Source organism: Nocardia sp. NPDC059691, from assembly GCF_042733915.1.
GTDB lineage: Bacteria > Actinomycetota > Actinomycetes > Mycobacteriales > Mycobacteriaceae > Nocardia > Nocardia sichangensis.
The window spans coordinates 392,961-417,922 of record NZ_JBHWFB010000005.1 but is presented as its reverse complement, the minus strand read 5'-3'; the positions used below and the strand labels follow the sequence as shown (position 1 = coordinate 417,922).

The following is a 24,962-nucleotide window of genomic DNA, read 5'->3' as shown; positions in this document are numbered from 1 at the left end:
TCATGCCGCTCCTACCAATGAGCGGGCGACGACCATCCGCATGATTTCGTTGGTGCCCTCGAGGATCTGGTGCACCCGCAGATCCCGGACGATCTTCTCCACGCCGTATTCGGTCAGGTAGCCGTAGCCGCCGTGCAGTTGCAGGGCCTTGTTGGCCACCTCGAAGCCCGCGTCGGTGGCGAAGCGCTTCGCCATGGCGCACAGCTCCACCTTGTCCGGCGCGTCGGCGTCCAGTGCCGCGGCGGCCCGCCACAGCAGCGTGCGGGCGGCCTCCAATTCGATGCGCATATCGGCGAGTTCGAATTGCAGCGCCGGATTCCGCAGCAGCGGCTTGCCGAACGCGTGCCGCTCGGCGAGATACGGCACCGTCTTGTCCAGCGCCGCCTGCGCGCCGCCGACCGAGCACGCGGCGATGTTGAGCCTGCCGCCGTTGAGCCCGTTCATCGCGATGCGGAAGCCGTCGCCCTCCGCGCCGAGCCGGTTGGCGGCCGGGACCCTGGCGTCGGAGAAGATCACCTGACGGGTCGGCTGCGCGTTCCAGCCCATCTTCTTCTCGTTGGCTCCGACGGAGATGCCGGGAGTGTCGGCGGGCACGATGAACGCCGAGATCCCGCGCGCTCCCGCGTCACTGGTCCGCGCCATGACGACGTAGACGTGCGTGGCGCCCGCGCCGGAGATGAACTGCTTGGCGCCGTTGAAGACGTAGTCGTCACCGTCGCGCACGGCCTTGGTGCTCAACGCCGCCGCGTCGGAGCCGACGCCGGGCTCGGTAAGCGCGTAGCTGGCCAGCAGTTCCATCGCGGTCAGCCGGGGCAGCCAGCGGTGGCGCTGTTCGTCGTCGCCGTAGCGGTCGATCATCCACGTGGCCATGTTGTGGATGGAGATGTAGGCGGCGATGGCCGGGCAGCCGGTGGCCAGCTGCTCGAAGATGCGCACGGCGTCGAGCCTGCGCAGGCCCGAACCGCCCACGTCCTCGCGCACGTAGATACCGCCGAGGCCCAGCGGCCCCGCCTTGCGCAGCACGTCCACCGGAAAATGCTTCTGCTCGTCCCATTCCAGCGCGTTCGGGGCGAGGAATTCGTCGGCGAAGCCGCGTGCGGTGTCGCGGATCGCCTTCTCGTCGTCGTCGAGTGCGAACATCCGCGTCAGTCCATCGTCGGGATGACGAACGCGTTGCTCTCCTTCAGGCCCGCGGGCCAGCGCTGCGTCACCGTCTTGGTCTTGGTGTAGAAGCGGATCGAATCCGGACCGTGCTGGTTCAGGTCGCCGAAGCCGGAACGCTTCCAGCCGCCAAAGGTGTAGTAGGCGATCGGCACCGGGATCGGCACGTTGACGCCGACCATGCCGACCTGCACGCGCGCGGCGAAGTCGCGCGCGGTGTCGCCGTCCCGGGTGAAGATCGCGACGCCGTTGCCGTACTCGTGCTCGTTGGCCAGCCGCAACCCCTCCTCGTAGTCCTTGGCGCGGACCACGCTGAGCACCGGGCCGAAGATCTCCTCGCGGTAGATCCGCATCTCCGGGGTCACCTTGTCGAACAGCGTCGCGCCGACGAAGTAGCCGTTCTCGGCTCCCTCCACGACCAGGCCGCGGCCGTCCACCACCAGTTCGGCGCCCTCATCGACGCCGATCTGGACATAGTTGTTCACCCGGTTCACGCCGTCCTGACCGACCAGCGGGCCGTAGTCGGCGCCGGGATCGTCGGAGCGGCCGACGTTGAGCTTGTGCACCCGCTCGGTCAGCTTGGCCACCAGGCGGTCGGCGGTCTCCTCGCCGACCGGGACGGCCACCGAGATGGCCATGCAGCGCTCGCCCGCGGAACCGTAGCCCGCGCCGATCAGCTGATCGGCCACGTCGTCGAGGTCGGCGTCGGGCATGACGATCGCGTGGTTCTTCGCGCCGCCGAAGCACTGGGCGCGCTTGCCGTTCGCGGTGGCGGTCTCGTAGATGTACTGCGCGATGGGGGTGGAGCCGACGAAGCCGACGGCCTTGATGCGCGGATCGTGCAGCAGCGTGTCGACGGCTTCCTTGTCGCCGTTGACCACGTTGAACACACCGGCGGGCAGACCGGCCTCGAGGAACAGCTCCGCCAGCCGCAGCGGCACCGAGGGGTCCCGCTCGGAGGGCTTGAGCACGAACGCGTTGCCGGTGGCCAGCGCGGGACCGGCCTTCCACAGCGGGATCATGGCCGGGAAGTTGAAGGGCGTGATGCCCGCGACGACGCCGAGCGGCTGACGCATCGAGTACACGTCGATGCCGGTGCCCGCGCCCTCGGTGTATTCGCCTTTGAGCAGGTGCGGGATGCCGGTGGCGAACTCGATGACCTCCAGGCCGCGCTGGATGTCGCCCTTCGCGTCGGCGATGGTCTTGCCGTGCTCGGACGACAGCAGGGCGGCCAGCGAGTCCATCTCGTCCTGCACCAGGGTCAGGAACTTCATCAGCACACGCGCCCGCTTCTGCGGGTTGAACGCGGCCCATTGCGGCTGCGCCGCCTCGGCGTTCGCGATGGCCGCCTCGACCTCGGACTTGCTCGCCAGCGGCACCCGCGCCTGCACCTGGCCGAGGTTGGGATCGAAGACGTCGCCGAAGTTGCCGGACGTGCCCGGCACATGCTGTCCGCCGATGAAATGGGTGAGTTCGCGAACCATGCCAGTCCTGTTCTCGTAGCGATCGGGACACCGCGAAGCGGTATGCGGTCATCCTATAGTTGGACGTCCAAGTATTTGCAGAGCGTCGGGCGTGATGTGATTCATCCCACGTGTCGACGGGCGACCGGCGCGGGAGCCGCAGCCTTTTCGGCTTCTTCCCCACCGCGCGCGGATGGCCTACGCCTGCGATACCGGAACCGCCGGGTCGGCTTCCTTTTCCCGCCGCGGCCGCGCCAACCGGAACGCGCCCACCGCGAGCGTGATCGCGCCGATCGCCACGACCACCGCCGCGGCGCCGAGCGAGTCACCGGTCCATTCCGAGACCGCCTCCCCCGCCGCCACCGCGATGGCCACACCACCCCCGATGACGAGCACGGCCGAGCGCTGGGTCGCGTACAACGCGAAGCAGACCACCGCAATCACCGCGGTGATCCCGTAGGCCCAAGTCCGGCCGTCGATATCGAGACTCTGCGCGGCCGCGACGGAGGTGACGATCGCGATCAGGTATCCGACCCGGATATCGACCAGGGCGCCGATCCTGGTCAGCGCGAACCACCCCGCACCGAGCAGCAACACCGCCACGCAGGCCCACGTGTCGTCGAGACCGAACACCTCGGTCAGCATCCCCGCGACGGCCGCGGGCACGAAGCAGGCGCAGACGAGCATGCCGAGGACGGAGGGCAGCGCGAGATAACCGAGTGCCGCGATCACCGCCCCCGCCGCGCATGCGAAAACCCAAGCGGCATCGGCTGCGTCGAGCGCGGTGCCGACGGATCCGGCCAGCGCGACCGAACCCAGCGCGAACAGCACGGCCGCCAACCTGTCGCGGGCGCTCAGCGCGCTCCTGCGGCCGGACGGCACCCCGGCGAGCACTACTCCGCCGAGCAGCAGGCCGGCCGCCACGACGGCGAGCACGCCGACCCGGACCGGCCGGTCGAGCGCGTCCCAGGACGAGGCCGCCACCAGGGCGATCCCGCCGAACACCAGACCGGCGCCGACGTACGCGGCGATCTCGGCGAGCACCTTCCCGCGCGCGGTCGCCGCGGCCCGCTCGACGGCCAGCGCCGCGAGCACCGCGTCGGCCTGGTCGCGAGTCAACACGCCGTCGGCGACCAGCCGTCCGATCGCGGCTTCCGCTTTGCCGTCGCTCACCATGCGCCCAGTATGTCCGAGTCCGCCGCCATGACAACACGATCGGCCACGCGAACCGGTCGGCGCAGGGCCCGTCGTTCGAGGAAACCGAGCGCGCACGACCCGCCGCCATCGGCTGGCGGTGTGATCACAGTCACCGTAGAATTAGTTTGACGTCCTAGTATCGGGCGACAATGGAATCCCCGGAGGAATCCCAGTGGCCGACAGCAGCGCGCTCTACACGCCCACCCATCCCGTTCGCTTCGTCACCTCGGCGGCCCTGTTCGACGGGCACGACGCGGCGATCAACATCATGCGCCGCATCCTGCAGAGCCAGGGGGCGGAGGTGATCCATCTCGGTCACAACCGCTCGGTCAGCGAGGTGGTCGACGCCGTGCTCACCGAAGACGCCCAAGGCGTCGCCGTCAGCTCCTATCAGGGCGGCCACGTCGAGTACTTCGAATATCTCGCGGACGCCCTGCGGAAAGCCGGAGCCGAGCACGTGCGGATCTTCGGCGGTGGCGGTGGCGTGATCGTGGCGGAGGAGATCGCCCGACTGGCCGCGTCCGGCGTGACCATCTTCTCCCCCGAGGACGGACAGCGACTCGGCCTGCCCGGCATGATCAATCAGCTCATCCGCGCCTGCGACGTCGACCTCGCGGCCGAGCCGCCGGTGCTCGACGCGGTGCTCGCGGGCGAGCGCGCCGCCCTGGCGCGCGTCATCACCTGCCTGCAAGCGGACGCGCTGCCGGAGGCCGACCGGCGGAAACTGGCCGAGACCGCGGCGGCGCGAACCGTGCCGGTGCTCGGCATCACCGGGACGGGCGGCTCCGGAAAGTCCTCGCTCACCGACGAATTGGTGCGCAGGCTGCGCTCGGACCAGCAGGACAAGGTGCGGGTCGCGATCCTCGCGGTCGACCCGACCCGGCGGCGCGGGGGCGGCGCGCTGCTCGGCGACCGCATCCGCATGAACGCCCTCGACGGCGAACACGTCTTCTTCCGGTCGCTGGCCACCCGCGGCGGACACGAACTGCCCGACAACATCGATCTCATCGTGGCCGCCTGCAAGGCAGCGGGATACGACCTGGTCATCCTCGAAACGCCCGGCATCGGCCAGGGCGACGCCGCGGTGATCGACCACGTCGACGTGTCGATGTACGTGATGACGCCCGAGTTCGGCGCCGCCTCCCAGCTGGAGAAGATCGACATGCTGGACTACGCGGACGTGGTGGCGATCAACAAGTTCGAGCGCCGCGGCGGCGCGGACGCGCTGCGGGACGTGGCCAGGCAGCTGATCCGCAACCGGGAGGAGTTCCACGCCGCGCCGCAGGACATGCCGGTCTTCGGCACCAGCGCGGCGACGTTCAACGACGACGGGGTGACGGCGCTCTACCAGCACCTGACCGGCCTGCTCGCGAACCACGGCCTGCGGCTGGAGCCCGGCGCGCTGCCCCGGGTGGACACCCGCGCGTCCACCAGGTTCGCCCAGCTCATCCCGCCCGCACGGGTGCGCTACCTGGCCGAGATCGCCGAGACCGTGCGCGACTACCACGCCGAGACCGCCGCGCAGGTCGTCGCCGCGCAACGGCTGCAACGACTCGAGCAGGTGGCGCTCGAACTGCCGGACGACACCGCCGTGGCCGAACTGACCGGACGCGCCCGCGCCGACCTCACCCCCGCGAACGCCGCACTGCTGGCCGAGTGGCCCGCCCTCGCCGAGTCCTACCGCGGGGAAGAACAGGTGATCCGGGTGCGGGACCGGGAGATACACACTCCGCTGCGCCGGGAGACCCTGTCGGGCAACTCGATTCCGCGCGTCGCCCTGCCCCGCTTCACCGATCACGGTGAGCTGCTGCGTTTCCTGCGCGCCGAGCATCTGCCGGGGCGCTTCCCCTTCACCGCCGGAGTGTTCCCGTTCAAACGCGACAACGAGGACCCGGCCCGGATGTTCGCGGGTGAGGGCGATCCGTTCCGCACCAACCGCCGGTTCAAGGTGCTCAGCGAGCACTCCGAGGCGAAAAGGCTGTCCACGGCGTTCGATTCGGTCACGCTCTACGGGCACGATCCCGCCGAGCGGCCCGATATCTACGGCAAGGTCGGCACCTCCGGCGTGTCGATCGCCTCGCTCGACGACATGGAAGTGCTCTACGACGGTTTCGACCTGACCGCGCCGACCACCTCGGTCTCGATGACGATCAACGGTCCGGCGCCGACCATCCTGGCCTACTTCCTCAACACCGCGATCGATCAGGCGCTGGAACGCTTCACCGCGCAGCAGGGACGGCCGCCGACCGACGCCGAAGCGGCCGACCTGCGAGCCCGCACGCTGGCCACGGTGCGCGGCACGGTGCAGGCCGACATCCTCAAGGAGGACCAAGGCCAGAACACCTGCATCTTCTCCACCGAATTCAGCCTGCGCATGATGGCCGACATCCAGGAATGGTTCGTGCGCAACGGCGTACGCAATTTCTACTCCGTGTCGATCTCCGGCTACCACATCGCCGAGGCGGGCGCGAACCCGATCAGCCAGCTGGCCTTCACCCTGGCGAACGGATTCACCTATGTGGAGGCGTATCTCGCGCGCGGCATGCACATCGATGACTTCGCGCCGAACCTGTCCTTCTTCTTCTCCAACGGGATGGATCCGGAGTATTCGGTGATCGGCCGGGTGGCCCGCCGCATCTGGGCCGTGGCCATGCGGGACCGTTACGGCGCCAACGAGCGGTCGCAGAAGCTGAAGTACCACATCCAGACCTCCGGCCGGTCGCTGCACGCGCAGGAGATGAACTTCAACGACATCCGCACCACGTTGCAGGCGCTGATCGCGATCTACGACAACTGCAACAGCCTGCACACCAACGCCTACGACGAGGCGGTCACCACCCCGACCGAGGAATCGGTGCGGCGCGCGCTGGCCATCCAGCTGATCATCAACCGGGAGTGGGGCGTCGCGATGAACGAGAACCCGCTACAGGGCAGCTTCCTCATCGATGAGCTCACCGATCTGGTCGAGGAGGCGGTGCTCACCGAGTTCGAGCGGATCAGCGAACGCGGCGGCGTGCTCGGCGCGATGGAAACCGGTTATCAGCGCGGCAAGATCCAGGACGAGTCGATGCGCTACGAACAGCGCAAGCACGACGGGTCGCTGCCCATCATCGGGGTGAACACCTTCCGCAACTCCCACGAGGAGCCGCACCGGGAGCTGGAACTGGCGCGCGGCACCGAAGCGGAGAAGCAGTCGCAGCTGCGCCGGGTGCGCGAGTTCCAGCAGCGCAACCGGGACGCCGCCCATGCCGCGCTCGCCCGGCTCGAAGCGGTCGCCCGCACCGACGACAACATTTTCGAGGTCCTGATGGACGCCGCCCGCGTGTGCACGTTGCAGCAGATCACCGACACGTTCTTCACCGTCGGAGGTCAGTACCGCCGCAACGTGTGAGTCTTTTGCGCGCCGTGTTGAGTCCGCGCGCTCGGATTTCGAGCAGCCGTATGCCGGGTGGCCCGGTTCGCGCTCGCGGACCGGGTTCGCCCGCGGATCCGGCGGAACCCGCCGTGCCGACTCGGCGGGCGCGGATTCCGAACTCACCGCGCGCCGGGCATGTGACAATCGCCGAGCAAACCTTCGGCGCGGTTGGGGACGGCAGACATGGACCTCTCGGGAATCCGGATCATCGACGCACACATCCACCAGTGGGATCCGTTCGGCACACCCCGGGATTTCAGCGCCCTGGCGAAGCTGTTCCGGCTGTTGCCGGTCCCGGTGGACGCCGCGAAGCGCCTCGCGCCGCGCCGGGACCGGGAATTCGTCGGTGACCCGGTCGCCTACCTGCGGCCCTACCTTCCGTTCGACTACCGCGCCGACGCCGGGAACGCGCCGGTGGAGGTGGTAGCGCACATCGAAGTCGAATGGTCGCAACCGGGACCGCTCGGCAAAGCCGGGGAGACCGCCTGGGTGGCCGGGCTGCCGCTGGAAGCGGCGCCACGGCTCGGCGCTATCCTCGCGGGCGGCGATCCGGCCGACCCCCGGTTCGGGGAGCTCCTCGACGCGCACGCGGCCGCCTCGCCGCTGCTGCGCGGTATCCGCACCATGGTCGCCCACCATCCCGATCCCGGTGTTCGGTCGTTCACCGACGCGCCCGGCAAGCTCGCGACCAAGGAATTCCTGGACGGCTTCGCGCGGCTGGCCGAGCGCGGCCTGTCGTTCGAAGCCTGGGTGTACTCGCATGCCATTCCCGACGTCACCGCGCTGGCCGAACGCTATCCCGAAGTGCCGATCGTGCTGAACCACCTCGGCACGCCCGCGGGGATCTTCGGGGCGGTGGGCAAGCACACCGGCACCAATCCCGGGCTGCGCAGGCAGTTGCTGGTGCGATGGCGCGACGATCTCGCCGCACTCGCCGCGCGCCCGAACGTGGTCGCGAAGGTGAGCGGGCTGATGATGCCGATCCTCGGCCATCCGATCCCGCCGCGCGGTACGCCGACGCCGGTGCCGCAGCTGCTCGACCGGATCGGTCCGCTGGTCGAACACGCCGTGGACGTCTTCGGCGCGGACCGTCTCATCTGGGGGTCGAACTTCCCGGTGGACAAGCCGGTCACCAGCATCGCGAACAGCATCGAGACGATCGCGTCCGCCGTCACCGGCCACGGCGGCGGTCCGACCGAACTCGAGCAGGTCTTCCGGACCACCGCGCAGCAGGTGTACCGGATCGCCGACTGAGCCGGTTGTTGGTGCCCGCCGCGCCGACCGCACGAACGAGTTCTGCGTGATCGTGCCCGCCAGCGGCACCGGTGAACTCGCGGGCATCACGGGCACGGGCGGCCTGCACGTGGACGCCGACGGCACGCACCACATCTGGTTCGACTACGAATTGGGTTGAGCCGCCCGAGCCAGTTGTGCGGTGAGGGTATCGCGGGCGGTCGCCAATGACGGCCCGTACCAGGTGAGGGCGCGGCCTTCCACCAGCGCGACCGGGATGTCCGGAAACGCTTCGGGCCCATCGGTTTCGGTGAAGACATAAGGTTCGTCGGGAAGCACCGCGAGGTCGACGCCTTCGATCAATTCGGCCGGTGTGACGCGGGGATATCGGTCGGGGCGATCGGCGTGCACCAGCCGCAGGCCCAAACGGCGAGCGATGTCCCCGGTGAAGGTGTTCCGTCCGACCACCATCCACGGGTCGCGCCAGACCGGGATGACGGCGGCGCGCGCCGGCTCGGGCGATGGTGCGGCCCAAACGGATCGGGCCTCGGCGAGCCAGGCGGGCAGGTCGACGCCGAGCGCCTCCACGCAGAGCCGGGCCAGAGAGGCCATGGCCTCGTCGACGGTCTCTATCTCGGTCACCCACACCGGAATTCCCGCCGCGCGCAGGCGTTCGACGTCGCGGCGGCGATTCTCCTCCTTGTTGCACAGCACCAGGTCGGGGGCGAGTTCGACGATTCGGCGGACATCCGGGTTCTTGGTCCCCCGGACGCGCTCGACCGCGAGATCGTCTGGGTGCGTGCACCATTGTGTGGCGGCGACGAGGACTTCCGGACAGGTGCGCGCCACCGCCTCGGTCAGCGACGGAACGAGCGACACCACCCGACGCGGAGGTGTGCGGAGATCCACCGGAGTACCGAGGTCGTCTCGGGGCGACCCGGCCGCTGGGCTCTTTCCTGCCACACTGTCAGCCTACAACAGATGATTCACGCAGGTCAGCGGCCTTTTCTGGACGAAGCGAGACCAGCCGCGACGATCGGGCCACGCCGGGAGAGATGCGGCAAGTGCGGTGCAAGGGCAGCATCCGGGCGTGGCTGGGGCAGTTCCGCGCGGGGTTGAGCGGCGCGACACTGAATAACGGCACCCGGCGTCGGGAAGTCTCCGGTCCCTTCGCTCCGCCGGTATCGATCCCGCCCCGACAGACCGGCGGTAACCGACAGCCCCGATGCTGGGTGCCAACCAACGTCAGCGGTCGAACCGCCGATAGAGCGCGGTGAGATCGCGCAGACCGGTCGCGGCGACCGTCTCGTCCGCCGAGGTCATCCGCAGCGCCTTACGGAGCAGCAGCGGATCCAAATCCTCCGGCGCCGCCCGGAATTCGACCGCGGGCAAGTCCGGCAGCGAAACGCGCTCACCGTACGGATCGTCGGAAACGGTGGGTCTCGGCTCGCGTTCGATGCCCCCGATCAGCGTGTCCAGGTCGAGTCCGCGCAGGGTCAGGATCTCGCGCGGGTGTTCGTCGAGCCGCTCGGCCAGCAGGTAGCAGACCGCCGCCACGTGCTTGCACGGCCAGCCCGGGTCCGGGCAGCTGCAGGTGAAATCCAGGTCCGCCGCGGTGCTCGGCAGCAGCAGCGGCCCCAGCCCGGTGGGCAACGCGCCCGAGGCGATCTCGGCGAGCATGCCCGGCGCCGAGCGAATGGTCTCGATGAGCAATTCGAGTTCGTCCTCGCGCACCGGGCGCACGGTGAACACCGCCGTGAACGGACGCGGTTGGCTGCCTTGCACTTCCGCCGTCACCGCGCCCGGCTCGATCCGGTAGTTCACCACCTGACCGGATCTGGCGTAGTTGCGACCGCGCGCCAGCCGCCCCGGCTCCGCCATTCGCTCGACCGATTCCACCAGCGCCCTGCCCCACCAGGTGCGCCCGAAACCGCCTCGTCTGCTGCGGGCTTCCACTCCGCCGCGCACCGGCAGCTTCTTCCCGTACTCGGAGTAGTCGACGAACGGACTCATTCGCCCACCGCCGCCGCGCCCAGGGCGAACAAGTCGCGCAATTCGTCGGTGCTCAGTTCGGTGATCCAGTTCTCCCCCGCGCCGACGGCCAGATCGGCGAGCTGCCGCTTGCCGTTGATCATCTCGTCGATCCGCTCCTCGATCGTGTCCACGCACACCAGCTTGCGCACCTGCACGTTGCGCTGCTGGCCGATCCGGAAGGCACGGTCGGTGGCCTGGTTCTCCACCGCGGGATTCCACCAGCGATCCAGGTGGACCACGTGATTGGCGGCGGTGAGATTGAGCCCGGTGCCACCCGCCTTGAGCGACAACAACATCAGCGGCGGTCCGTCCGGCGCCTGGAAGCCGGTGACCATCGCGTCGCGCTTCTTCTTCGGCACGCCGCCGTGCAGGAACGGGATGGCCGCGCCGAACCGCTCGGCCAGATAGGGCGCGACCAGCTCGCCGAATTCCCGGAATTGGGTGAACAGCAGCGCCTTCTCACCGTCGGCCAGCACCGCGTCCACCACGTCCTCCACGAGGGCGAGTTTGCCGGAGCGATGTGCCCCTCGGTGCAGCACACTCGACCCGTCGCCCAGGAAATGCGCGGGATGGTTGCACACCTGCTTGAGCCGGGTGAGCGCACCGAGCACGGCGCCCTTGCGCGCCATGCCCTTCGCGTCCTTGATCTTGGCCAGCATGTCGTCCACGACCGCCTGGTACAGCGAGGCCTGCTCGACGGTGAGGTTGGCCCGCACGGTCATCTCCAGTTTCTCGGGCAGGTCGCTGATCACCGTGGGGTCGGTCTTCACCCGGCGCAGCACGAACGGCTGGGTCAGCCAGCGCAGGCGACTGATCGCGTTCTGGTCGCGCTCGCGTTCGATCGGCACCGCGAAGCGGGCGCGGAAGGACTGCGGACTGCCGAGGACTTTCGGCATCGCGAAATCCATGATGGAACGCAGCTCTTCCAACCGGTTCTCCACCGGAGTGCCGGTGAGCGCCAATCGATGTCGCGCGCGCAGCGACCGCGCCGCCCGAGCCTGCCGCGTCCCCGCGTTCTTGATGTGCTGCGCTTCGTCCAGTACGACGCGGTCCCAGTGCTGTCTGCCGAGTTCCCCGGCGTCGCGCGCCAGCAGCGCGTAGGTGGTGATCACCAGATCCGCGCCGGCGACCGCCTCGTCGAGTTCGGCGCCCGCCCGCCGGCCCGCGCCGTGATGCACCCACACCCGCAAGTCGGGCGCGAACCGCTCCGCCTCGCGCTGCCAGTTGCCGACCACCGACATCGGGCACACCAGCAAGGTCGGGCCCGGCGGCGGCTCGGACGTCGCGTTCTCGCGCTCGTGCACCAGCAGGGCGAGCACCTGGACAGTCTTGCCGAGTCCCATGTCGTCGGCCAGGATCGCCCCGCAACCCATCCGGCTCATGGTCGCCAGCCAGGCCAGGCCGCGTTCCTGGTAGGGGCGCAGCTCGGCCTTCAACCCGACGGGCGCGGCGACCGCTTCCGGCTGCCGAGCGCGGTCGAGCAGGTCCCCTGCCCAGCCCGAGGCGGTGACTTCGGTGATCGGCACCTGGGGCACCCGGGAGACCGCGATCTCGCCGAGCATGTCCGCGAAAGTGATCGGCGAGTCGTCGGCGTGCGCGGCGACGTACTTGGCCGCGGCGGCCAGCGCCTTGTGATCGGCTTGCACCCACTGACCGCGTAACTGGACGAGATCGGATTTGGCGCGCACCAGGCGTTCCATCTCGGCCGTGGTCAGCACCATGCCGCCGAGCGCGAGTTCCCAGCGGTAGGACACCAGGCCGCGCAGACCGACCGTGCTCTCCGCGGCGGGCACCGCGCTCTCCACCCGCAACCGCATGCTCGGTTCGGCGACACTCCAGGCGCGCGGGAGCAGCAGTTGGACCCCCACCGCATGCAGGGCGTGCACGCCGTGCGCGACCAGGTCGAGCACCACTTCGGTGGGCAACAGCAGATCCATGCTGCGCGGATCGCTCGGCAGGTCACGCAGCCTCGGATACGCCCGCTTGGCCGCGCCGAGTTTGTCCACCGCGATCCGGACCAGATTCGGGTCCTCGTGCAGCGGAACGGTTCTGGGCGCCTCACCGGTGAGCCGCAGGCACACCTCCAGCCGCCACAACGCCACCGACTCGTCGGCGAGGCCGAGTTCGCCGTCCGGTTCCAGCAGACGCAGCACCAATTCCGGCTCGTCACCGGTCAGGCTGGTCCGCCAGCCCTCCAGCACTTCGGCGACCTGATAGCTGCCGTTGTCCAGCGGAATGTCGCCGACCAGGGCGGCCACCAGGGGATGCGGCGAGTCCGGCAGGTCGGCCAGTGACCGCGCGATCGGGTCGGTGAGTTCGGTGACCAGGTCCTCGAGCAGCGCTGCCGGACGGCCGGCCACCCGCAGCGCCTCCGGCATGGCGACCGCCAGCTCGGCCAGCCAAGCCCGCTGCCGCTCCCCGCCGACCAGCCGCCAGCGCACCCACCACTGGCCGTCCTCCCTGCGCAGGTCCGGCACGACACGCCCGGCGCGCACCCAGCGTTCGATGCCGCTTGCGACATGCGCCAGATACCGCAGATCCCCCGCCACCAGGTCGGCGGGCAACCGCTGCCGGAGGGCCTCCGCTGCCGCGACCGGGGCCAGCGCGTGCGCGCGGACCTGCTCGGTCCCGGCGATCCCGCGCTCGACGACCAGGACCTCGGCCCGGTGCCGGAACTTCGACGCGCGCAGCACGCTGCCCAGCGGATCCGGAAGCTCGGCGGACGTCGCGGCGACCGGCGAGTCGTTCCAGAGCAGCAACCCGGCACCCGGCGACCACAGTCCGTGCAGCATCACCCCATCCAAGCAGGCGGGTGCGACACGGCCGCGCACACCGTGCCCGGACCGTTGTGGATTTCTGCGCCCAACCGGCACATACTGGAATATCCGCAGGTCATCGCAGAACAACCGCAGCTTGGTGTCAAGGAAGCGGAGGAAGCAGCATGACGATTCTGCTCCAGGTTCTCGAGCAGAGCTTCACACCGACGACCACGTGGGAACGGCGCAAATTCACCTTCGTGCATGCCGACAAGATCGTCGGCATGCGGCTCGACGGGCAGTGCGGCGTGTGGCTGGACCTGTCGCGCCCCGGTGAATCCCAGCGGCTGGCCCGCACCACCGACCCGCGCGAGGCGATCACGTTCCTGCTCACCACCTTCGCGAAAATCGCCGAATGCGAGGAGCGCGGCGGCTCGTGGGTGATCGGGCACGACGGATCGCATATCGAGTCGATCGCGGCCACCCGGTTCCCGCCCCGGGCGAGCGAGGTCGTCGACGACGATCTCCTGGCCCGGGCCTGGCTGTAAAGCGTCAGTTACCCGTCGCGACCGGCCGTTTCGGATCGTTCGACCACTGCGACCACGACCCGGGATACAAGGCCGCCTCCACGCCCGCGATGGCGAGCGCGGCGACCTGGTGCGCCGCTGTCACACCGGAACCGCAGTACACGGCCACCGGCCCGGATCCGAAATCGGCGAAGCGGTCGCGCAGTTCCGCGACGGCGCGGAAGCGCCCGTCCGCGTCGAGATTGTCGGCGGTCGGAGCGCTCAGCGCGCCGGGGATGTGCCCGGCGCGGGGGTCGACCGGCTCCACGTCGCCGCGGAAGCGCTCGCCCGCCCTGGCGTCCAGCAGCACGCCCTCCCAGCGGGCCGCCGCGTCGGCGTCGATCACGGGCAGATGACCGGGACGCACTTCGACATCGCCCGGCTCGGGGTCGGGTTCCGCGCCGGTCGCGACGGACCCGCCCGCGTCGATCCAGGCGGGCAGCCCGCCGTCGAGGATGCGCACGTCCGCGACACCCGCCCAGCGCAGCAGCCACCAGGCGCGCGCGGCGGCCATACCGCCGGTGGCGTCGTAGACCACCACGGGGTCGCCCTCGCACAGGCCCCAGCTGCGCGCGCACTTCTCCAGTTGCGCGGGCTCCGGCAGCGGATGCCTGCCCCGCGCGGGTGACGGCGGCGCGGCCAGCTCGGTTTCCAGGTCGACGAACACCGCGCCGGGCACGTGGCCGGCGAGATAGTGCTGCGGCCCGTCCGGGTCGCCCAGCGCCCATCGCACATCCAGCAGGCGAAGCCGCTTGTCCGGCAACGCTTCCCGAAGCTCCTCCGGTGAGATCAGTACCGCGCTCAACTCAGCTCCTCGTCCCGAATCGCGTCCTCGCGCACCGACTCCCCACCCTACGCACCCGAATGTGCCGATGTCGCCGAACACTCCCGCCCCGTGCCGCACACCAGCTCGAGTCAGTCCAGTTTCGGGGCACTGGCAGGCGACACGCGTCCGTGACCAGCGGCAATATCCGACCGGTGTCGAACGTATCCACCACCGAGACCACCGCGACGCGGGAACCCGAACGGGCGCGAGCGGGGCTGGCGCCGCCACTGGGCGCGGGCGTGGTGACGGCCCTGGTCGGATTCACCAGCTCGTTCGCCGTGGTGCTGAGCGGATCGACCGCGGTCGGGGCGAGCGCCGCGCAGGCCGCGTCGGGTCTGCTGGCGCTGTGCGTCACCCAGGCGATCGGCATGATGGCGCTGAGTTACCGCTACCGCATGCCGATCACGCTGGCCTGGTCCACACCTGGCGCGGCGCTGCTGGCCGGGACGGGCGCGGTGGCGGGCGGCTGGCCCGCCGCGATCGGAGCGTTCGTGGTGACGGGGGTGCTGATCGTCGTCACCGGACTCTGGCAGCGGCTGGGCGCGCTGGTCGCGGCGATCCCGGTGGAGATAGCGCAGGCCATGCTGGCGGGGGTGTTGCTGCCGTTGTGCCTGGCGCCGGTGCGTGCGGTGCAGACGAGTCCGGCGGTGGTGGCGCCGGTGATCCTGGTCTGGCTCGTGCTGCAGCGATATGCCCAGCGTTGGGCGGTGATCGCGGCCTTTGTCACCGCGGCGGTAGCCGCCGGCGTGAGCATCGTCGTGCAGCACCGTCATCTCGACGTCGGCGCGATGGCTCCGCGACTGGAACTGACGCTGCCGCACTGGAGCTGGCAGGCGCTGATCGGCGTCGCGATCCCGCTCTACATCGTCACCATGGCCTCGCAGAACATCCCTGGCACCGCGGTGCTGGCCTCGTTCGACTACCGGGTGCCATGGCGCGCGGCGATGACGGTCACCGGTCTCGGCACCATAGTCGGAGCGCCCGCGGGCGGGCACACGATCAATCTCGCCGCCATCAGCGCCGCGCTCGCGGCGGCCCCCACGGCGCATCCGGACCCGAAGCGGCGCTGGATCGCGGCATTCACCGCGGGCGCGATGTACCTGCTGCTCGCCCTGGGCTCGGCCGCCGTGGTCACGCTGATCGCGACCGCCCCGGCCGGAACCCTGGAAACAGTGGCCGGCCTGGCCCTGCTGGCGACCCTGGGCGCGGCCCTCGGCGCGGCGCTGCGCTCCGAACACCGCGAAGCCGCCGTGGTGACCTTTCTGATCGCCGCCTCCGGTGTCGGCTTCGCGGGGATCGGCGCCGCCTTCTGGGCTTTACTCGCGGGACTCGTGGTGCGCAAAGTGCTGCGTTAGTCGCCGGGCCGAGCGAAGGCGAGGCAGCTGCTCAGAAGGCGCAGCCGGACGCAGTCCGTCCACAGCCCGCACCGGGCCGAGCGAAGGCGAGGCAGCTGCACAAAAGGCGCAGCCGGACGCAGTCCGTCCACAGCCCGCACCGGGCCGAGCGAAGGCGAGGCAGCTGCTCAGGCCTGGAGCGCGGCCTGGAAGCGCCGCATGCCGTCGATCCAGCGGTCGTAGTCGGAGCCCTTGTGGCGGTACATCTTCAGCACCTCGGGGTGCGGCAGGATCAGGAAGTGCTCGTCGGCCACCCCGGCGAGCACGATCTCGGCGACCTCCTCCGGGGACAGCACCTCGCCCGCGCTGGTGACGGCCTTCACCGCGAGTTGCGCCTCGGCGGCGTGCTCCGGCGGAACGAGGCCGCCGCGCAGCAGCCGCGTATCCACACCCATCGGGCACACGCAGCTCACCCGCACTCCGCGGTCGCCGTAGGTGACCGACAGCCATTCCGCGAAACCGACGGCCGCGTGCTTGGACACCGCGTAGGGGGCCGAGCCGAGCTGGGTGAGCAACCCTGCCGCCGACGCCGTGCCGACGAAATAACCACCACCACGGGACAGCCACCCGGGGACGAGCAGCCGCGCGGCGCGGACGTGGGCCATCACGTTGACCTCGAGCGCCGCCGCCCATTGCTCGTCGGTGCTGTCCAGACCCGCGCCGCCGCCGATGCCCGCGTTCGCGAAGTACAGGTCGACCGGCCCGAACTGCGCCTCGGCGCGCTCGATCAACGCGCGGATCACCGCCTCGTCGGCCACGTCCCCGCCGACGGCGACGGCATCCGCCCCGAGAGACTCCGCGACCCGCGCCGCGCTCGCACCGTCGAGGTCGGCGAGCACCACGCGCGCACCGGCGGCGACGAGCCGGGCGGCCAACGCCGCCCCGATCCCCGCGCCCGCCCCCGTGACAATGGCAACTTTGCCCGAAATCTCCATCCCCGCACCCTAACGGGACATCACCGGTCTTCCGCCGGGAAGCCCGCGACCACCTCGTAGAGCTGCGGGTGTGCGGTGGCGAACCCGGGCGCGGCGGCGAGCCGCCGCTGAAACGCCGGATTCTCCGTCGCGCTGCGCCACGCGGCGGCGCTGTCCCAGTGCGCCACGTTCACCGCCGTGTACCGCGCGGCGGGGTCGAGCGCACGGTGCAGGCGATTGTCGCGGAAGCCGGGGGCCGCGCTCATCAGCTCGGCCCTGGTGCGCCAGTGGGCCAGGAATTCCTCGAAGTGTTCGGCGGGCAGTTCGAAGACGTTGACGAAGGTGATGCCGGGTCCGTCCGAGTGCACAGCGGAGCGATATTCGGCGGCGACCCGGTACTCGCTGCCGACGACCTCGGCCTTGGCGCCGGCGGCTCGGGCCGACGCGCGGAACGCGGAGTCGCGCAGCGCCGCGTCCCTGGCGGCGACGCTGTCCCACTCCGCAACCATGACCAACGGCAGCGGCGCGTCGGCGGAGGTCGCGCGGTGCATACGGGCGGAACGGAAGCCCGGTGCCCGGCTGACCTTCCCGGCGCGCTCGCGCCACTGCGCGATGTACTCGTTCGCCCCGTCGAGCGGCAGCCGGATGGTATCGATCACGGTCATTCCGTCATGCGTCATGCCGCCATCCTGAAACCTCGATCGCACTCGAGGTCAAGGATATTCAGCCCGATTTCGCCAAGCGGTCGAGCAATGGGGCGGTACGCGGACCGACCAGCTCGCGCATCACCAGCGCCATGTTCGTCCGCTCGACGCCGGGGATCTTGAGGATCTGCCCGGCGATGCGATACAGGTCGTCGGCGTCCTGCGCGACCACCCGCACGGTGAGATCGGTGAGTCCGGTCATGCCGCAGACCTCGGTCACCTCGGGCACCTCGGCCAGTTCGTCCACCACCGAATCCAGCCGGTGCTGGTCCACGACGACCGCGACGAACGCCGCGAGCGGATAGCCGAGCGCGCGCGGCTCGACGCGCCGCTCGAAGCTGCCCAGCACGCCACCGGCCTCCCAGCGGGACAAGCGAGCCTGCACGGTGTTGCGGGACAGGCCGAGCCGAGTAGCCAGCTCGACACCTGTCGCCCGGGGATTGGCGACCAGTTCCAATAACAGCCTGGCGTCGGTGGCGTCCAGGCTCACGCCGGCGGTTTCTCTGGTCATACCACGCAGTATGACACCACGGCGCGGGTCGCAATTGAGCATTCTGCCCATCCCGCGGCCGACCACTTGCGCAGTTCGCATTGGGGTGGATGCTGTGAGATAGGACACAATCCGACCTGTCGAACACCTGGCGAGGAGGCGATCGCTCATGCCGGGCAAATCCGAGTATCCGGTGCAACTGGTACAGCCGGACGGCCGTCGCGTCCTCGATCGCGAGCACGCCGCGCTGGTCGCCGACATCGGGCCGGACGACCTGCGGGCGCTGTACGAGGACATGGTGGTGGCCCGTCGGATCGACATCGAGGCCACGGCGCTGCAACGGCAAGGTCAGCTCGGCCTGTGGGCCCCCATGCTCGGGCAGGAGGCCGCCCAGGTCGGCTCCGCGCACGCGCTGCATCCCGACGACTACGTGTTCTGCAGCTACCGCGAAACGGCGGTCGCCTACTGCCGTGGCGTGCCGCCCACCGATCTCACCCGGCTGTGGCGCGGCGCCGCCCATCATTGCTGGGATCCGCACACGGTGAACATGACCAACCCCAACATCGTCGTCGGCTCCCAGGGGCTGCACGCCACCGGCTACGCGTTCGCGGCGCACATGGACGGCGCGGAGACAGCCACCATCGCCTACTTCGGCGACGGCGCCAGCAGCCAGGGCGATCTTGCCGAAGCGCTCGGGTTCGCCGCGACCTGGAGCGCGCCCGTGGTGTTCTTCTGCCAGAACAACCAGTGGGCGATCAGCGCACCGGTGCGGGTGCAGAGCGCGACGCCGATCGCTCGCCGCGCGTACGGCTACGGCATGCCGGGCAGGCAGGTCGACGGCAACGACGTGCTCGCCGTCCTCGCCGTGACCAGGCAGGCGATCGCCAGGGCGCGCACCGGCGGCGGCCCGTCGTTCATCGAGGCGCTCACCTACCGGATGGGTCCGCACACCACGGCGGACGATCCCACCCGCTACCGTTCGGCCGCCGAGACCGAGCAATGGGCGCGGCGCGATCCGATCGACCGGATCCGCAGGTTGCTCGAGCGCGAGGGCCACTGGGACGACGCGTTCGGCACGCGGGTTGCCCAGCGGTCGGACGACATGGCGGCAGTGGTGCGCCGCGCGACCATCGGCATGCCCGATCCCGCGCCGAGCGAACTGTTCGAGCACGTCTACACCACCCCGCATCCGCTGATCACCGAACAGCGGAGGGCGTACGCGGAGTACCTGGCCGGCGATCCCGGCGGGCCCTCCGCACGAGGAGAAGGAGTCCCGCGATGATCACCACCTTCGCCGCCGCGCTCAACACCGGCCTGCGCCGCGCGCTGGAGGACGATCCGAAGGTCTTGCTGATGGGCGAGGACATCGGGCGCCTCGGCGGAGTGTTCCGGGTGACCGACACGTTGCAGAAGGACTTCGGCGACAATCGCGTCATCGATACGCCGCTGGCCGAATCCGGGATCATCGGAACGGCTTTCGGCATGGCGCTGCGCGGCTACCGGCCGGTGTGCGAGATCCAGTTCGACGGATTCGTCTATCCCGCGTTCGACCAGATCGTCTCGCACGTGGCCAAGATCAACTACCGCACCCAGGGAAAGGTCAACGCGCCGTTGACCATTCGCATCCCGTTCGGCGGCGGCATCGGTTCGGTCGAGCACCACTCCGAATCACCCGAGGCGTATTTCGCGCACACCGCCGGGCTGCGCGTCGTGACACCGAGCAACCCGGCCGACGCGTACTCGATGATTCGCGCGGCGATCGCGCTGAACGATCCGGTGATCTTCTTCGAACCCAAACGCAGGTACTGGGACAAGGCCGACGTCGATTTCGCCGCGCTCGACCGCGACAGCGGCCTGCCGCTGGATCGCGCGCGCGTGTGCACGACAGGCGCGGACGCGACCGTCGTCGCCTACGGCGGGACCGTGGCGACCGCGCTGACGGCCGCGAAGATCGCCGCGCGGGAGGGACACGCACTCGAGGTGATCGACCTGCGCAGCCTCTCGCCGATCGACTTCGACACCGTCGAGGAGTCGGTCGCGAAGACCGGGCGGCTGATCGTCACGCACGAGGCGCCGGTATTCGCCGGGCTCGGCGCGGAGATCGCCGCCCGCGTCACCGAGCGCTGCTTCTATCACCTGGAAGCGCCCGTGTTGCGCGTCGGCGGATTCGACATCCCCTACCCCCCGGCTAAGCTCGAAAAGCACCATCTGCCCGACCCCGACCGCATTCTCGACGCGGTCGACCGTTCCCTCGCCGCGTGAGGCGGGCTCGCCGTAGTGAGAGGTGCCGCGTGGAAAACTCGGTCGGCCATGATCTTCCGGCGTCCGTGCTGGAATTCCGGCTGCCGGACCTCGGCGAAGGGCTGACCGACGCCGAACTGGTGTCGTGGACGGTGGCCGTGGGCGACACGGTCGAGCTGAACCAGGCCATCGCCGACGTGGAGACGGCCAAGGCGGTCGTCTCGTTGCCGTCGCCGTTCGCGGGCCGCGTGGTCGAATTGCTGGCGCGGCCGGGCGACACCGTCGCGGTCGGGTCTCCGCTCATTCGCATACAGGCGGCCGGAGCGGAAGAGACGCCGAGCGACACGGGGCGCACGTCGGTCTTGGTCGGCTACGGCCCTGAGGCGGAGGCGACGTCTCGGCGGCGTCCTCCCGCACAGCCCGGCGTTTCGCGGTCCGACCGCGCGGACGGCCAGGCGGAGGCGCAGGGCGTTTCGCGGTCCGACCACGCGGACAGCCAGGCGGAGGAGGTTCACGAGCAGCCACCGGGCACCGTACTCGGCGCGCCGCGGGCGGCGGCGACACCCGCCGCGCGGAAACTGGCTCGCGAACTCGGCCTGGACCTGTGGTTCATCGCGGGTTCCGGCCCAGGCGGCGCGGTCACCGTCGAGGACGTGCGCGGCGCGGTGCCCGTCTCGCAGCCGGGTCCGGCCACCGCGCCCGCCGTCGCGGACGCCGGAGCGCGCCCGTCCGCCCGCGAGGAGCGCACCCCGATCAGCGGCATCCGCAAACGCACGGCGGCGGCGATGCTGACCAGTGCGCGCGCCATCCCGCAGGCCAGCACGTTCGTCACCGCGGACTGCACCGCCTCGATGGAACTACTCGATCATCTACGCAGTACGAAATCCTTCGCGGGCCTGGCCTTGACGCCGCTGCCGCTGGTCGCCGAGGCGGCGCTCGCCGCGCTCGCCGACTTCCCCGGCATGAACGCCTGCTGGGACGAAGCCGCTCAGGAAATCGTCACCAAGCACTACGTCAACCTGGGTATCGCGGTGGCCACCGAGCGCGGGCTGCTGGTACCGAACATCAAAGAGGCGCAGACCCTGAGCCTGCGCGACCTGACCCGCGAGATCGGCTGGCTGGCCGACACCGCGCGCGCGGGCAGCGCGACGCCCGCCGAGCTGCGCGGCGGCACGTTCACCATCACCAACGTCGGCGTCTTCGGCGTGGACGCCGGAGTTCCGCTGGTCAATCCGGGCGAGGCCGCCATCCTGTGTCTCGGCTCGATTCGCAAGCGGCCGTGGGTGGTGCGCGACGAGATCGCGATCCGGTGGGTGACCACCCTGGGCGTCAGCTTCGACCATCGCATGGTCGACGGCGAACTCGCCGCCCGCTTCCTGGCCACTGTCGCGGGATTCCTGGAGGACCCGCTGACCTTGCTCAGCCGCGTGTGACGCGCCCGTCGGTCAGTCCGTGACGAGTTCCGCCGCGGCGGTGCGGATGACCTCCGGGATCTCCACCGGCTTGCGGGTCTCGGCGTCCACGTAGACGTGCACGAAGACACCGGTGGCGGCCAGTTCCAGCGCACCGTCGGCCTCGCGGAAGATGGCCAGGTCGTAGGTGATGCTGGAGCGGCCGAGCCGGGAGATGCGCAGGCCGACCCGCAACTGATCCGGGAAGCTGATCGAGCCGAGGTACTGGCAGGAGGTCTGCGCGACCACGCCGAGCGCGGGCAGGTCACGGATATCGGTTCCGGTGGCGTGCATCAACCACGCGTTGACCGCGGTGTCGAAGTACGAGTAGTAGGTCACGTTGTTCACGTGCCCGTAGTGGTCGTTGTCGGCCCACCGGGTCGGCACCGGCCAGAGCACCGGATACTGCTGCGTCACCCGGCCGACGATAGCTCAGTGGGCGCCACGCCCAGCCGGTGGTCGCGCGGGGAGATCCCGAAGTGCCGTTTGAACGCGGTGCTCAGCGCGAAGGCGCTGCCGTATCCGACCTGACGGGCGATGGCCTCGATGGTGGCATCGGATTCCTGCAACAGGTCCGCGGCCAGCGCCAGCCGCCATTCGGTGAGGAACGCCATCGGCGGCTCACCCACCAGATCGGTGAACCGGCGCGCCAGCGCCGCCCGCGACATCCCCACCGCCTCGGCCAGGCCCGCGACCGTCCACCCGTGCGCCGGATTGTGCTGCAACAGGCGCAGAGCCTTGCCGACCAGCGGGTCGCCGTAGGCGTGGTACCAGCCGGGCGCGTCGGCGCGGGAGAACCAGGCGCGCAACGCGGCGATCAGCACCAGATCCAGCAGGCGGTCCAGCACCGCGCTCTGCGCGGGCTCGTCCTTGATCACCTCGTCGACCAGTAGGTCGAGCACCCGACTGTCGAACTCGCCGCGCCGCAACACCAGCACCGGCGGGAGCGCGCGCAGCAGGCGACGGCTGGCCGCGCCCGCGGACTCGTAGGTTCCGGTGACCATCAAGGTCGCGCCGTCCGGGTCGGTTCCCCACTGCCGGACGCCGAGGCTCAGTGTCTCGCAGAGGACCTCACCCCGCGGCGTCTTCGTCACCTGACCGGGATGGATGATGATCTGCGGTTCGGTCGCCGGGTCGTCGGCCACCGTGTACGGCGCGGGCCCGCGGAAGATCGCGACGTCCCCCGCGCCGAGCTGCCGCGGTGCGCCCTCGTCGGTGACGATCCACGCGCCGCCGCGAATCATCGACAGCACGGTGAGCGGAGCCTCGTCCTGGATACGCAGCGACCACGGCGGATCCAGCAGCGAACACATCAGGAACGCGCCGCGAGCGCGAGGGCCTTCGAGCAGACTGGCGAGCGCATCCACCCGCCCACAGTAGACGATCACGCATGGTCACAAGCCACTGCGCCAGGTTCCGTCTCGACTGCGCCGGATATACCGGGCTACCCGCCGCCGTGACGTGCCTGTTCGGCACCGGTGCTCGACGTTCGTAACGCCGGGCCGCCGAGGGAGTGCGGCGCGCGCTCGGCCGGAGCCCGAAGGATTTCGCCGACTACGTCACGGCGACGGCGGCCGGCGGAATCCGGAATGTCCGGGCACCGTGACGCGTTTCACATGGAGAAAAGGACTCGCTCGCGGACGTGACGCGCAGTGTCGAGCGTCCCGCACGGCCGCACGACCAGGTCAACGGCGCCCTGGGCCGGTTCCGCGAGCGAGTCCGGTCGGGGTGGGGATTTTCTCGGTACCGTCGAAATGGTGTTGAGCCCGACGGTCGATCGTCAGTTCCGTGTGGCGCGCGCCGCGGTATTCACGGTTTTCGCGTTGAACGGCTTCCTGCTCGCCATGTGGGTGGTGCACATTCCGGTCGTCACCGACCGCACCGGGGTCGCCAAATCGACGCTGGGCATGTTCATCCTGCTGATGTCGGGCGCGGGCATCGTCGGGATGCGACTGGCGGGTCCGCTCGCCGATCGGTTCGGCAGCAGGACATTGGTCGGCGCCGCGGCGTGCTTCGGATCGCTCGCGGTGGTCGGCCCCGGCTTCGCCACCGGGCCGTTCACCTTGGCGCTCGCGCTGGCCTGCTTCGGTTTCGGCAACGGAGCGCTGGACGTGTCGATGAACACCCAAGCGGTGCATGTGGAACGGGCCTACCGGCGTCCGATCATGGCCGCCTTCCACGCGTTGTTCTCCGGCGGTGGACTGCTCGGGTCCCTGCTCGGAGCCGCCGCGCTCCGGGCGGGCTGGGATGTGCGGGTGACCCTGGTCGTCGCCGCGGTGGGCTGCGTCGCTCTGGTCCTGACGCTGGTGCCGCGTTTGCTGCGGGAGACGGCATCGGAAACGGCGGAGTCCCCCGGCGTCGTGGCGTCCGTCCACGCGACCGAACTCGACGCCGCACCACTGGAACACGACGCGAAGGTGTCGCTGGGCATGGGCGATTCCTCCGGGCACGACGTCATGCCGACAGGATCCGATGCGGCGTCCACCGCACAGTCGCCGGACCGGCTCGACCGAGACCGATCATCGCGGGCTCGCGCCACGACCTCCCTCGATGCTCGCGCTCGCGGCCGAAAGGTGCTCGCGCTGGCCGTGCTCGCCTTTTCCCTGCTCTTGGCCGAAGGCGTGGCCGCCGACTGGAGCGCACTGCAGCTGCGCGACCATCTGGACGCCGACGCTGCTACCGCGGCACTGGCCTTCGGCGCCTTCTCCACCACGATGACGGTCGGGCGGTTCGCCACCGACCGGGTCAGCCACGTCTTCGGCGGGGTCGCGGTGGTGCGCTACGGCTCGCTCCTCGCGGCCATCGGCCTGGCCGTGATCGTCGTCTCGCCGTGGATTCCGCTGACGCTGCTCGGCTGGGCCTTGACCGGCCTCGGACTCGCCGGGGGCATCCCGCAGATCTTCAGCGCGGCGGGGAATCTGGGCTCCCGCACGGCCGCGACCGACATGTCACGGGTGTTCAGCGTCGGCTACCTCGGCTTGCTCGCCGGGCCCACGGTCATCGGCTGGCTCACCGCCGTGATGTCGCTGACCACGGCGATGGTCGTGCCGATCCTCGCCGTACTGCTGTGCTGCGCGTACGCGAGCGTCGTCGCCACGCCACGCTGACCGGATCACG

The 24,962-nt window shown here is 70.0% G+C and carries 21 protein-coding genes; 9 read left to right on the top strand and 12 right to left on the bottom strand.

From position 1 onward, the window contains the following. The 3 genes from ACFV2O_RS14530 to ACFV2O_RS14520 form a co-directional block, all read right to left on the bottom strand. On the bottom strand, window positions 1-1,140 hold the full coding sequence (locus ACFV2O_RS14530) for an acyl-CoA dehydrogenase family protein (protein ID WP_379252151.1): 1,140 nt from the start codon (window positions 1,138-1,140) through the stop codon (window positions 1-3). 5 nt (window positions 1,141-1,145) lie between these two features. Next, complete coding sequence (locus ACFV2O_RS14525) at window positions 1,146-2,645, bottom strand: CoA-acylating methylmalonate-semialdehyde dehydrogenase (RefSeq protein ID WP_379252150.1); 1,500 nt, start codon at window positions 2,643-2,645, stop codon at window positions 1,146-1,148. A gap of 177 nt (window positions 2,646-2,822) precedes the next feature. Beyond that, window positions 2,823-3,800: a DUF2157 domain-containing protein gene (locus ACFV2O_RS14520; RefSeq protein ID WP_379252149.1), complete on the bottom strand. Its 978-nt coding sequence runs from the start codon at window positions 3,798-3,800 to the stop codon at window positions 2,823-2,825. Window positions 3,801-3,993: 193 nt separating this feature from the next. On the opposite strand from ACFV2O_RS14520, the gene icmF reads away from it, so the two are divergent. The 3 genes from icmF (at window position 3,994) to ACFV2O_RS14505 (ending at window position 8,650) form a co-directional block, all read left to right on the top strand. Then, window positions 3,994-7,212, top strand: a complete 3,219-nt coding sequence (gene icmF / locus ACFV2O_RS14515; protein WP_379252148.1) for a fused isobutyryl-CoA mutase/GTPase IcmF — start codon at window positions 3,994-3,996, stop codon at window positions 7,210-7,212. A 207-nt stretch (window positions 7,213-7,419) separates the two neighbouring features. Beyond that, a complete protein-coding gene (locus tag ACFV2O_RS14510; protein ID WP_379252147.1) occupies window positions 7,420-8,490 on the top strand; it encodes an amidohydrolase family protein in 1,071 nt (356 codons plus the stop codon). A 46-nt stretch (window positions 8,491-8,536) separates the two neighbouring features. Further along, window positions 8,537-8,650: a DUF3224 domain-containing protein gene (locus ACFV2O_RS14505; protein ID WP_379252146.1), complete on the top strand. Its 114-nt coding sequence runs from the start codon at window positions 8,537-8,539 to the stop codon at window positions 8,648-8,650. On the opposite strand, the gene ACFV2O_RS14500 is transcribed toward ACFV2O_RS14505, so the two are convergent. The 3 genes from ACFV2O_RS14500 to ACFV2O_RS14490 all read right to left on the bottom strand — a co-directional run bounded on the left by ACFV2O_RS14500 (window position 8,635) and on the right by ACFV2O_RS14490 (window position 13,295). After that, on the bottom strand, window positions 8,635-9,432 hold the full coding sequence (locus ACFV2O_RS14500) for a helical backbone metal receptor (protein WP_379252145.1): 798 nt from the start codon (window positions 9,430-9,432) through the stop codon (window positions 8,635-8,637). The genes ACFV2O_RS14505 and ACFV2O_RS14500 overlap by 16 nt on opposite strands. 282 nt (window positions 9,433-9,714) lie before the next feature. Next, entirely contained in the window at window positions 9,715-10,482 is a 768-nt protein-coding gene (locus ACFV2O_RS14495; protein WP_379252143.1) for an SWIM zinc finger family protein, read from the bottom strand. Continuing rightward, window positions 10,479-13,295 carry a DEAD/DEAH box helicase gene (locus tag ACFV2O_RS14490; protein ID WP_379252142.1) on the bottom strand — a complete coding sequence of 939 codons (2,817 nt, stop codon included), beginning with the start codon at window positions 13,293-13,295 and terminating at the stop codon, window positions 10,479-10,481. The genes ACFV2O_RS14495 and ACFV2O_RS14490 overlap by 4 nt, the downstream gene beginning before the upstream one ends. Before the next feature lie 149 nt (window positions 13,296-13,444). Between ACFV2O_RS14490 and ACFV2O_RS14485 the strand changes: the two genes are divergently transcribed. Continuing rightward, on the top strand, window positions 13,445-13,807 hold the full coding sequence (locus ACFV2O_RS14485; RefSeq protein WP_355073623.1) for a hypothetical protein: 363 nt from the start codon (window positions 13,445-13,447) through the stop codon (window positions 13,805-13,807). 4 nt (window positions 13,808-13,811) lie between these two features. Here ACFV2O_RS14485 and ACFV2O_RS14480 read toward each other — a convergent pair whose 3' ends face one another. Continuing rightward, window positions 13,812-14,618 (bottom strand): sulfurtransferase, encoded by an 807-nt coding sequence (locus tag ACFV2O_RS14480; protein WP_379252187.1) that lies wholly within the window; start codon window positions 14,616-14,618, stop codon window positions 13,812-13,814. 185 nt (window positions 14,619-14,803) lie between these two features. Between ACFV2O_RS14480 and ACFV2O_RS14475 the strand changes: the two genes are divergently transcribed. Further along, window positions 14,804-16,006 carry a benzoate/H(+) symporter BenE family transporter gene (locus ACFV2O_RS14475; RefSeq protein ID WP_379252141.1) on the top strand — a complete coding sequence of 401 codons (1,203 nt, stop codon included), beginning with the start codon at window positions 14,804-14,806 and terminating at the stop codon, window positions 16,004-16,006. Window positions 16,007-16,173: 167 nt separating this feature from the next. Here ACFV2O_RS14475 and ACFV2O_RS14470 read toward each other — a convergent pair whose 3' ends face one another. Genes ACFV2O_RS14470 through ACFV2O_RS14460 form a run of 3 tightly spaced genes read right to left on the bottom strand, consistent with a single transcriptional unit; the run spans window position 16,174 to window position 18,174 of the window. Beyond that, on the bottom strand, window positions 16,174-16,980 hold the full coding sequence (locus tag ACFV2O_RS14470; protein WP_379252140.1) for an SDR family oxidoreductase: 807 nt from the start codon (window positions 16,978-16,980) through the stop codon (window positions 16,174-16,176). Between the two features lie 20 nt (window positions 16,981-17,000). Continuing rightward, window positions 17,001-17,639 (bottom strand): antibiotic biosynthesis monooxygenase family protein, encoded by a 639-nt coding sequence (locus ACFV2O_RS14465; RefSeq protein WP_379252139.1) that lies wholly within the window; start codon window positions 17,637-17,639, stop codon window positions 17,001-17,003. 43 nt (window positions 17,640-17,682) lie between these two features. Next, complete coding sequence (locus ACFV2O_RS14460; protein WP_355073615.1) at window positions 17,683-18,174, bottom strand: Lrp/AsnC family transcriptional regulator; 492 nt, start codon at window positions 18,172-18,174, stop codon at window positions 17,683-17,685. A 148-nt stretch (window positions 18,175-18,322) separates the two neighbouring features. Between ACFV2O_RS14460 and pdhA the strand changes: the two genes are divergently transcribed. Genes pdhA through ACFV2O_RS14445 form a run of 3 tightly spaced genes read left to right on the top strand, consistent with a single transcriptional unit; the run spans window position 18,323 to window position 21,827 of the window. Further along, complete coding sequence (gene pdhA / locus ACFV2O_RS14455) at window positions 18,323-19,435, top strand: pyruvate dehydrogenase (acetyl-transferring) E1 component subunit alpha (protein ID WP_379252138.1); 1,113 nt, start codon at window positions 18,323-18,325, stop codon at window positions 19,433-19,435. After that, window positions 19,432-20,415, top strand: coding sequence for an alpha-ketoacid dehydrogenase subunit beta (locus ACFV2O_RS14450; RefSeq protein WP_379252137.1), 984 nt, complete (start codon window positions 19,432-19,434; stop codon window positions 20,413-20,415). Before pdhA ends, ACFV2O_RS14450 begins: the two co-directional genes overlap by 4 nt. Window positions 20,416-20,444: 29 nt before the next feature. Further along, a complete protein-coding gene (locus ACFV2O_RS14445) occupies window positions 20,445-21,827 on the top strand; it encodes a dihydrolipoamide acetyltransferase family protein (protein WP_379252136.1) in 1,383 nt (460 codons plus the stop codon). Between the two features lie 12 nt (window positions 21,828-21,839). Here ACFV2O_RS14445 and ACFV2O_RS14440 read toward each other — a convergent pair whose 3' ends face one another. Then, complete coding sequence (locus tag ACFV2O_RS14440) at window positions 21,840-22,262, bottom strand: thioesterase family protein (protein ID WP_355073607.1); 423 nt, start codon at window positions 22,260-22,262, stop codon at window positions 21,840-21,842. Beyond that, the gene (locus ACFV2O_RS14435; protein ID WP_379252135.1) at window positions 22,259-23,212 is read right to left on the bottom strand and encodes an AraC family transcriptional regulator; all 954 of its coding nucleotides are present in this window, start codon (window positions 23,210-23,212) and stop codon (window positions 22,259-22,261) included. The genes ACFV2O_RS14440 and ACFV2O_RS14435 overlap by 4 nt, the downstream gene beginning before the upstream one ends. A 387-nt stretch (window positions 23,213-23,599) precedes the next feature. On the opposite strand from ACFV2O_RS14435, the gene ACFV2O_RS14430 reads away from it, so the two are divergent. Continuing rightward, the gene (locus ACFV2O_RS14430) at window positions 23,600-24,952 is read left to right on the top strand and encodes an MFS transporter (RefSeq protein WP_379252134.1); all 1,353 of its coding nucleotides are present in this window, start codon (window positions 23,600-23,602) and stop codon (window positions 24,950-24,952) included. The last annotated feature ends 10 nt before the right edge of the window (window positions 24,953-24,962 follow it).

Excerpts from the sequence above, each read along its gene's own strand:
- ACFV2O_RS14450 (WP_379252137.1), top strand. The coding sequence starts at position 19,432 with ATGATCACCACCTTCGCCGCCGCGCTCAACACCGGCCTGCGCCGCGCG.
- ACFV2O_RS14460 (WP_355073615.1), bottom strand. The coding sequence starts at position 18,174 with ATGACCAGAGAAACCGCCGGCGTGAGCCTGGACGCCACCGACGCCAGG.
- ACFV2O_RS14530 (WP_379252151.1), bottom strand. The coding sequence starts at position 1,140 with ATGTTCGCACTCGACGACGACGAGAAGGCGATCCGCGACACCGCACGC.
- ACFV2O_RS14465 (WP_379252139.1), bottom strand. The coding sequence starts at position 17,639 with ATGACGCATGACGGAATGACCGTGATCGATACCATCCGGCTGCCGCTC.
- ACFV2O_RS14430 (WP_379252134.1), top strand. The coding sequence starts at position 23,600 with ATGGTGTTGAGCCCGACGGTCGATCGTCAGTTCCGTGTGGCGCGCGCC.
- ACFV2O_RS14470 (WP_379252140.1), bottom strand. The coding sequence starts at position 16,980 with ATGGAGATTTCGGGCAAAGTTGCCATTGTCACGGGGGCGGGCGCGGGG.
- ACFV2O_RS14525 (WP_379252150.1), bottom strand. The coding sequence starts at position 2,645 with ATGGTTCGCGAACTCACCCATTTCATCGGCGGACAGCATGTGCCGGGC.
- ACFV2O_RS14510 (WP_379252147.1), top strand. The coding sequence starts at position 7,420 with ATGGACCTCTCGGGAATCCGGATCATCGACGCACACATCCACCAGTGG.
- pdhA (WP_379252138.1), top strand. The coding sequence starts at position 18,323 with ATGCCGGGCAAATCCGAGTATCCGGTGCAACTGGTACAGCCGGACGGC.
- ACFV2O_RS14490 (WP_379252142.1), bottom strand. The coding sequence starts at position 13,295 with ATGCTGCACGGACTGTGGTCGCCGGGTGCCGGGTTGCTGCTCTGGAAC.
- ACFV2O_RS14495 (WP_379252143.1), bottom strand. The coding sequence starts at position 10,482 with ATGAGTCCGTTCGTCGACTACTCCGAGTACGGGAAGAAGCTGCCGGTG.
- ACFV2O_RS14520 (WP_379252149.1), bottom strand. The coding sequence starts at position 3,800 with ATGGTGAGCGACGGCAAAGCGGAAGCCGCGATCGGACGGCTGGTCGCC.
- ACFV2O_RS14485 (WP_355073623.1), top strand. The coding sequence starts at position 13,445 with ATGACGATTCTGCTCCAGGTTCTCGAGCAGAGCTTCACACCGACGACC.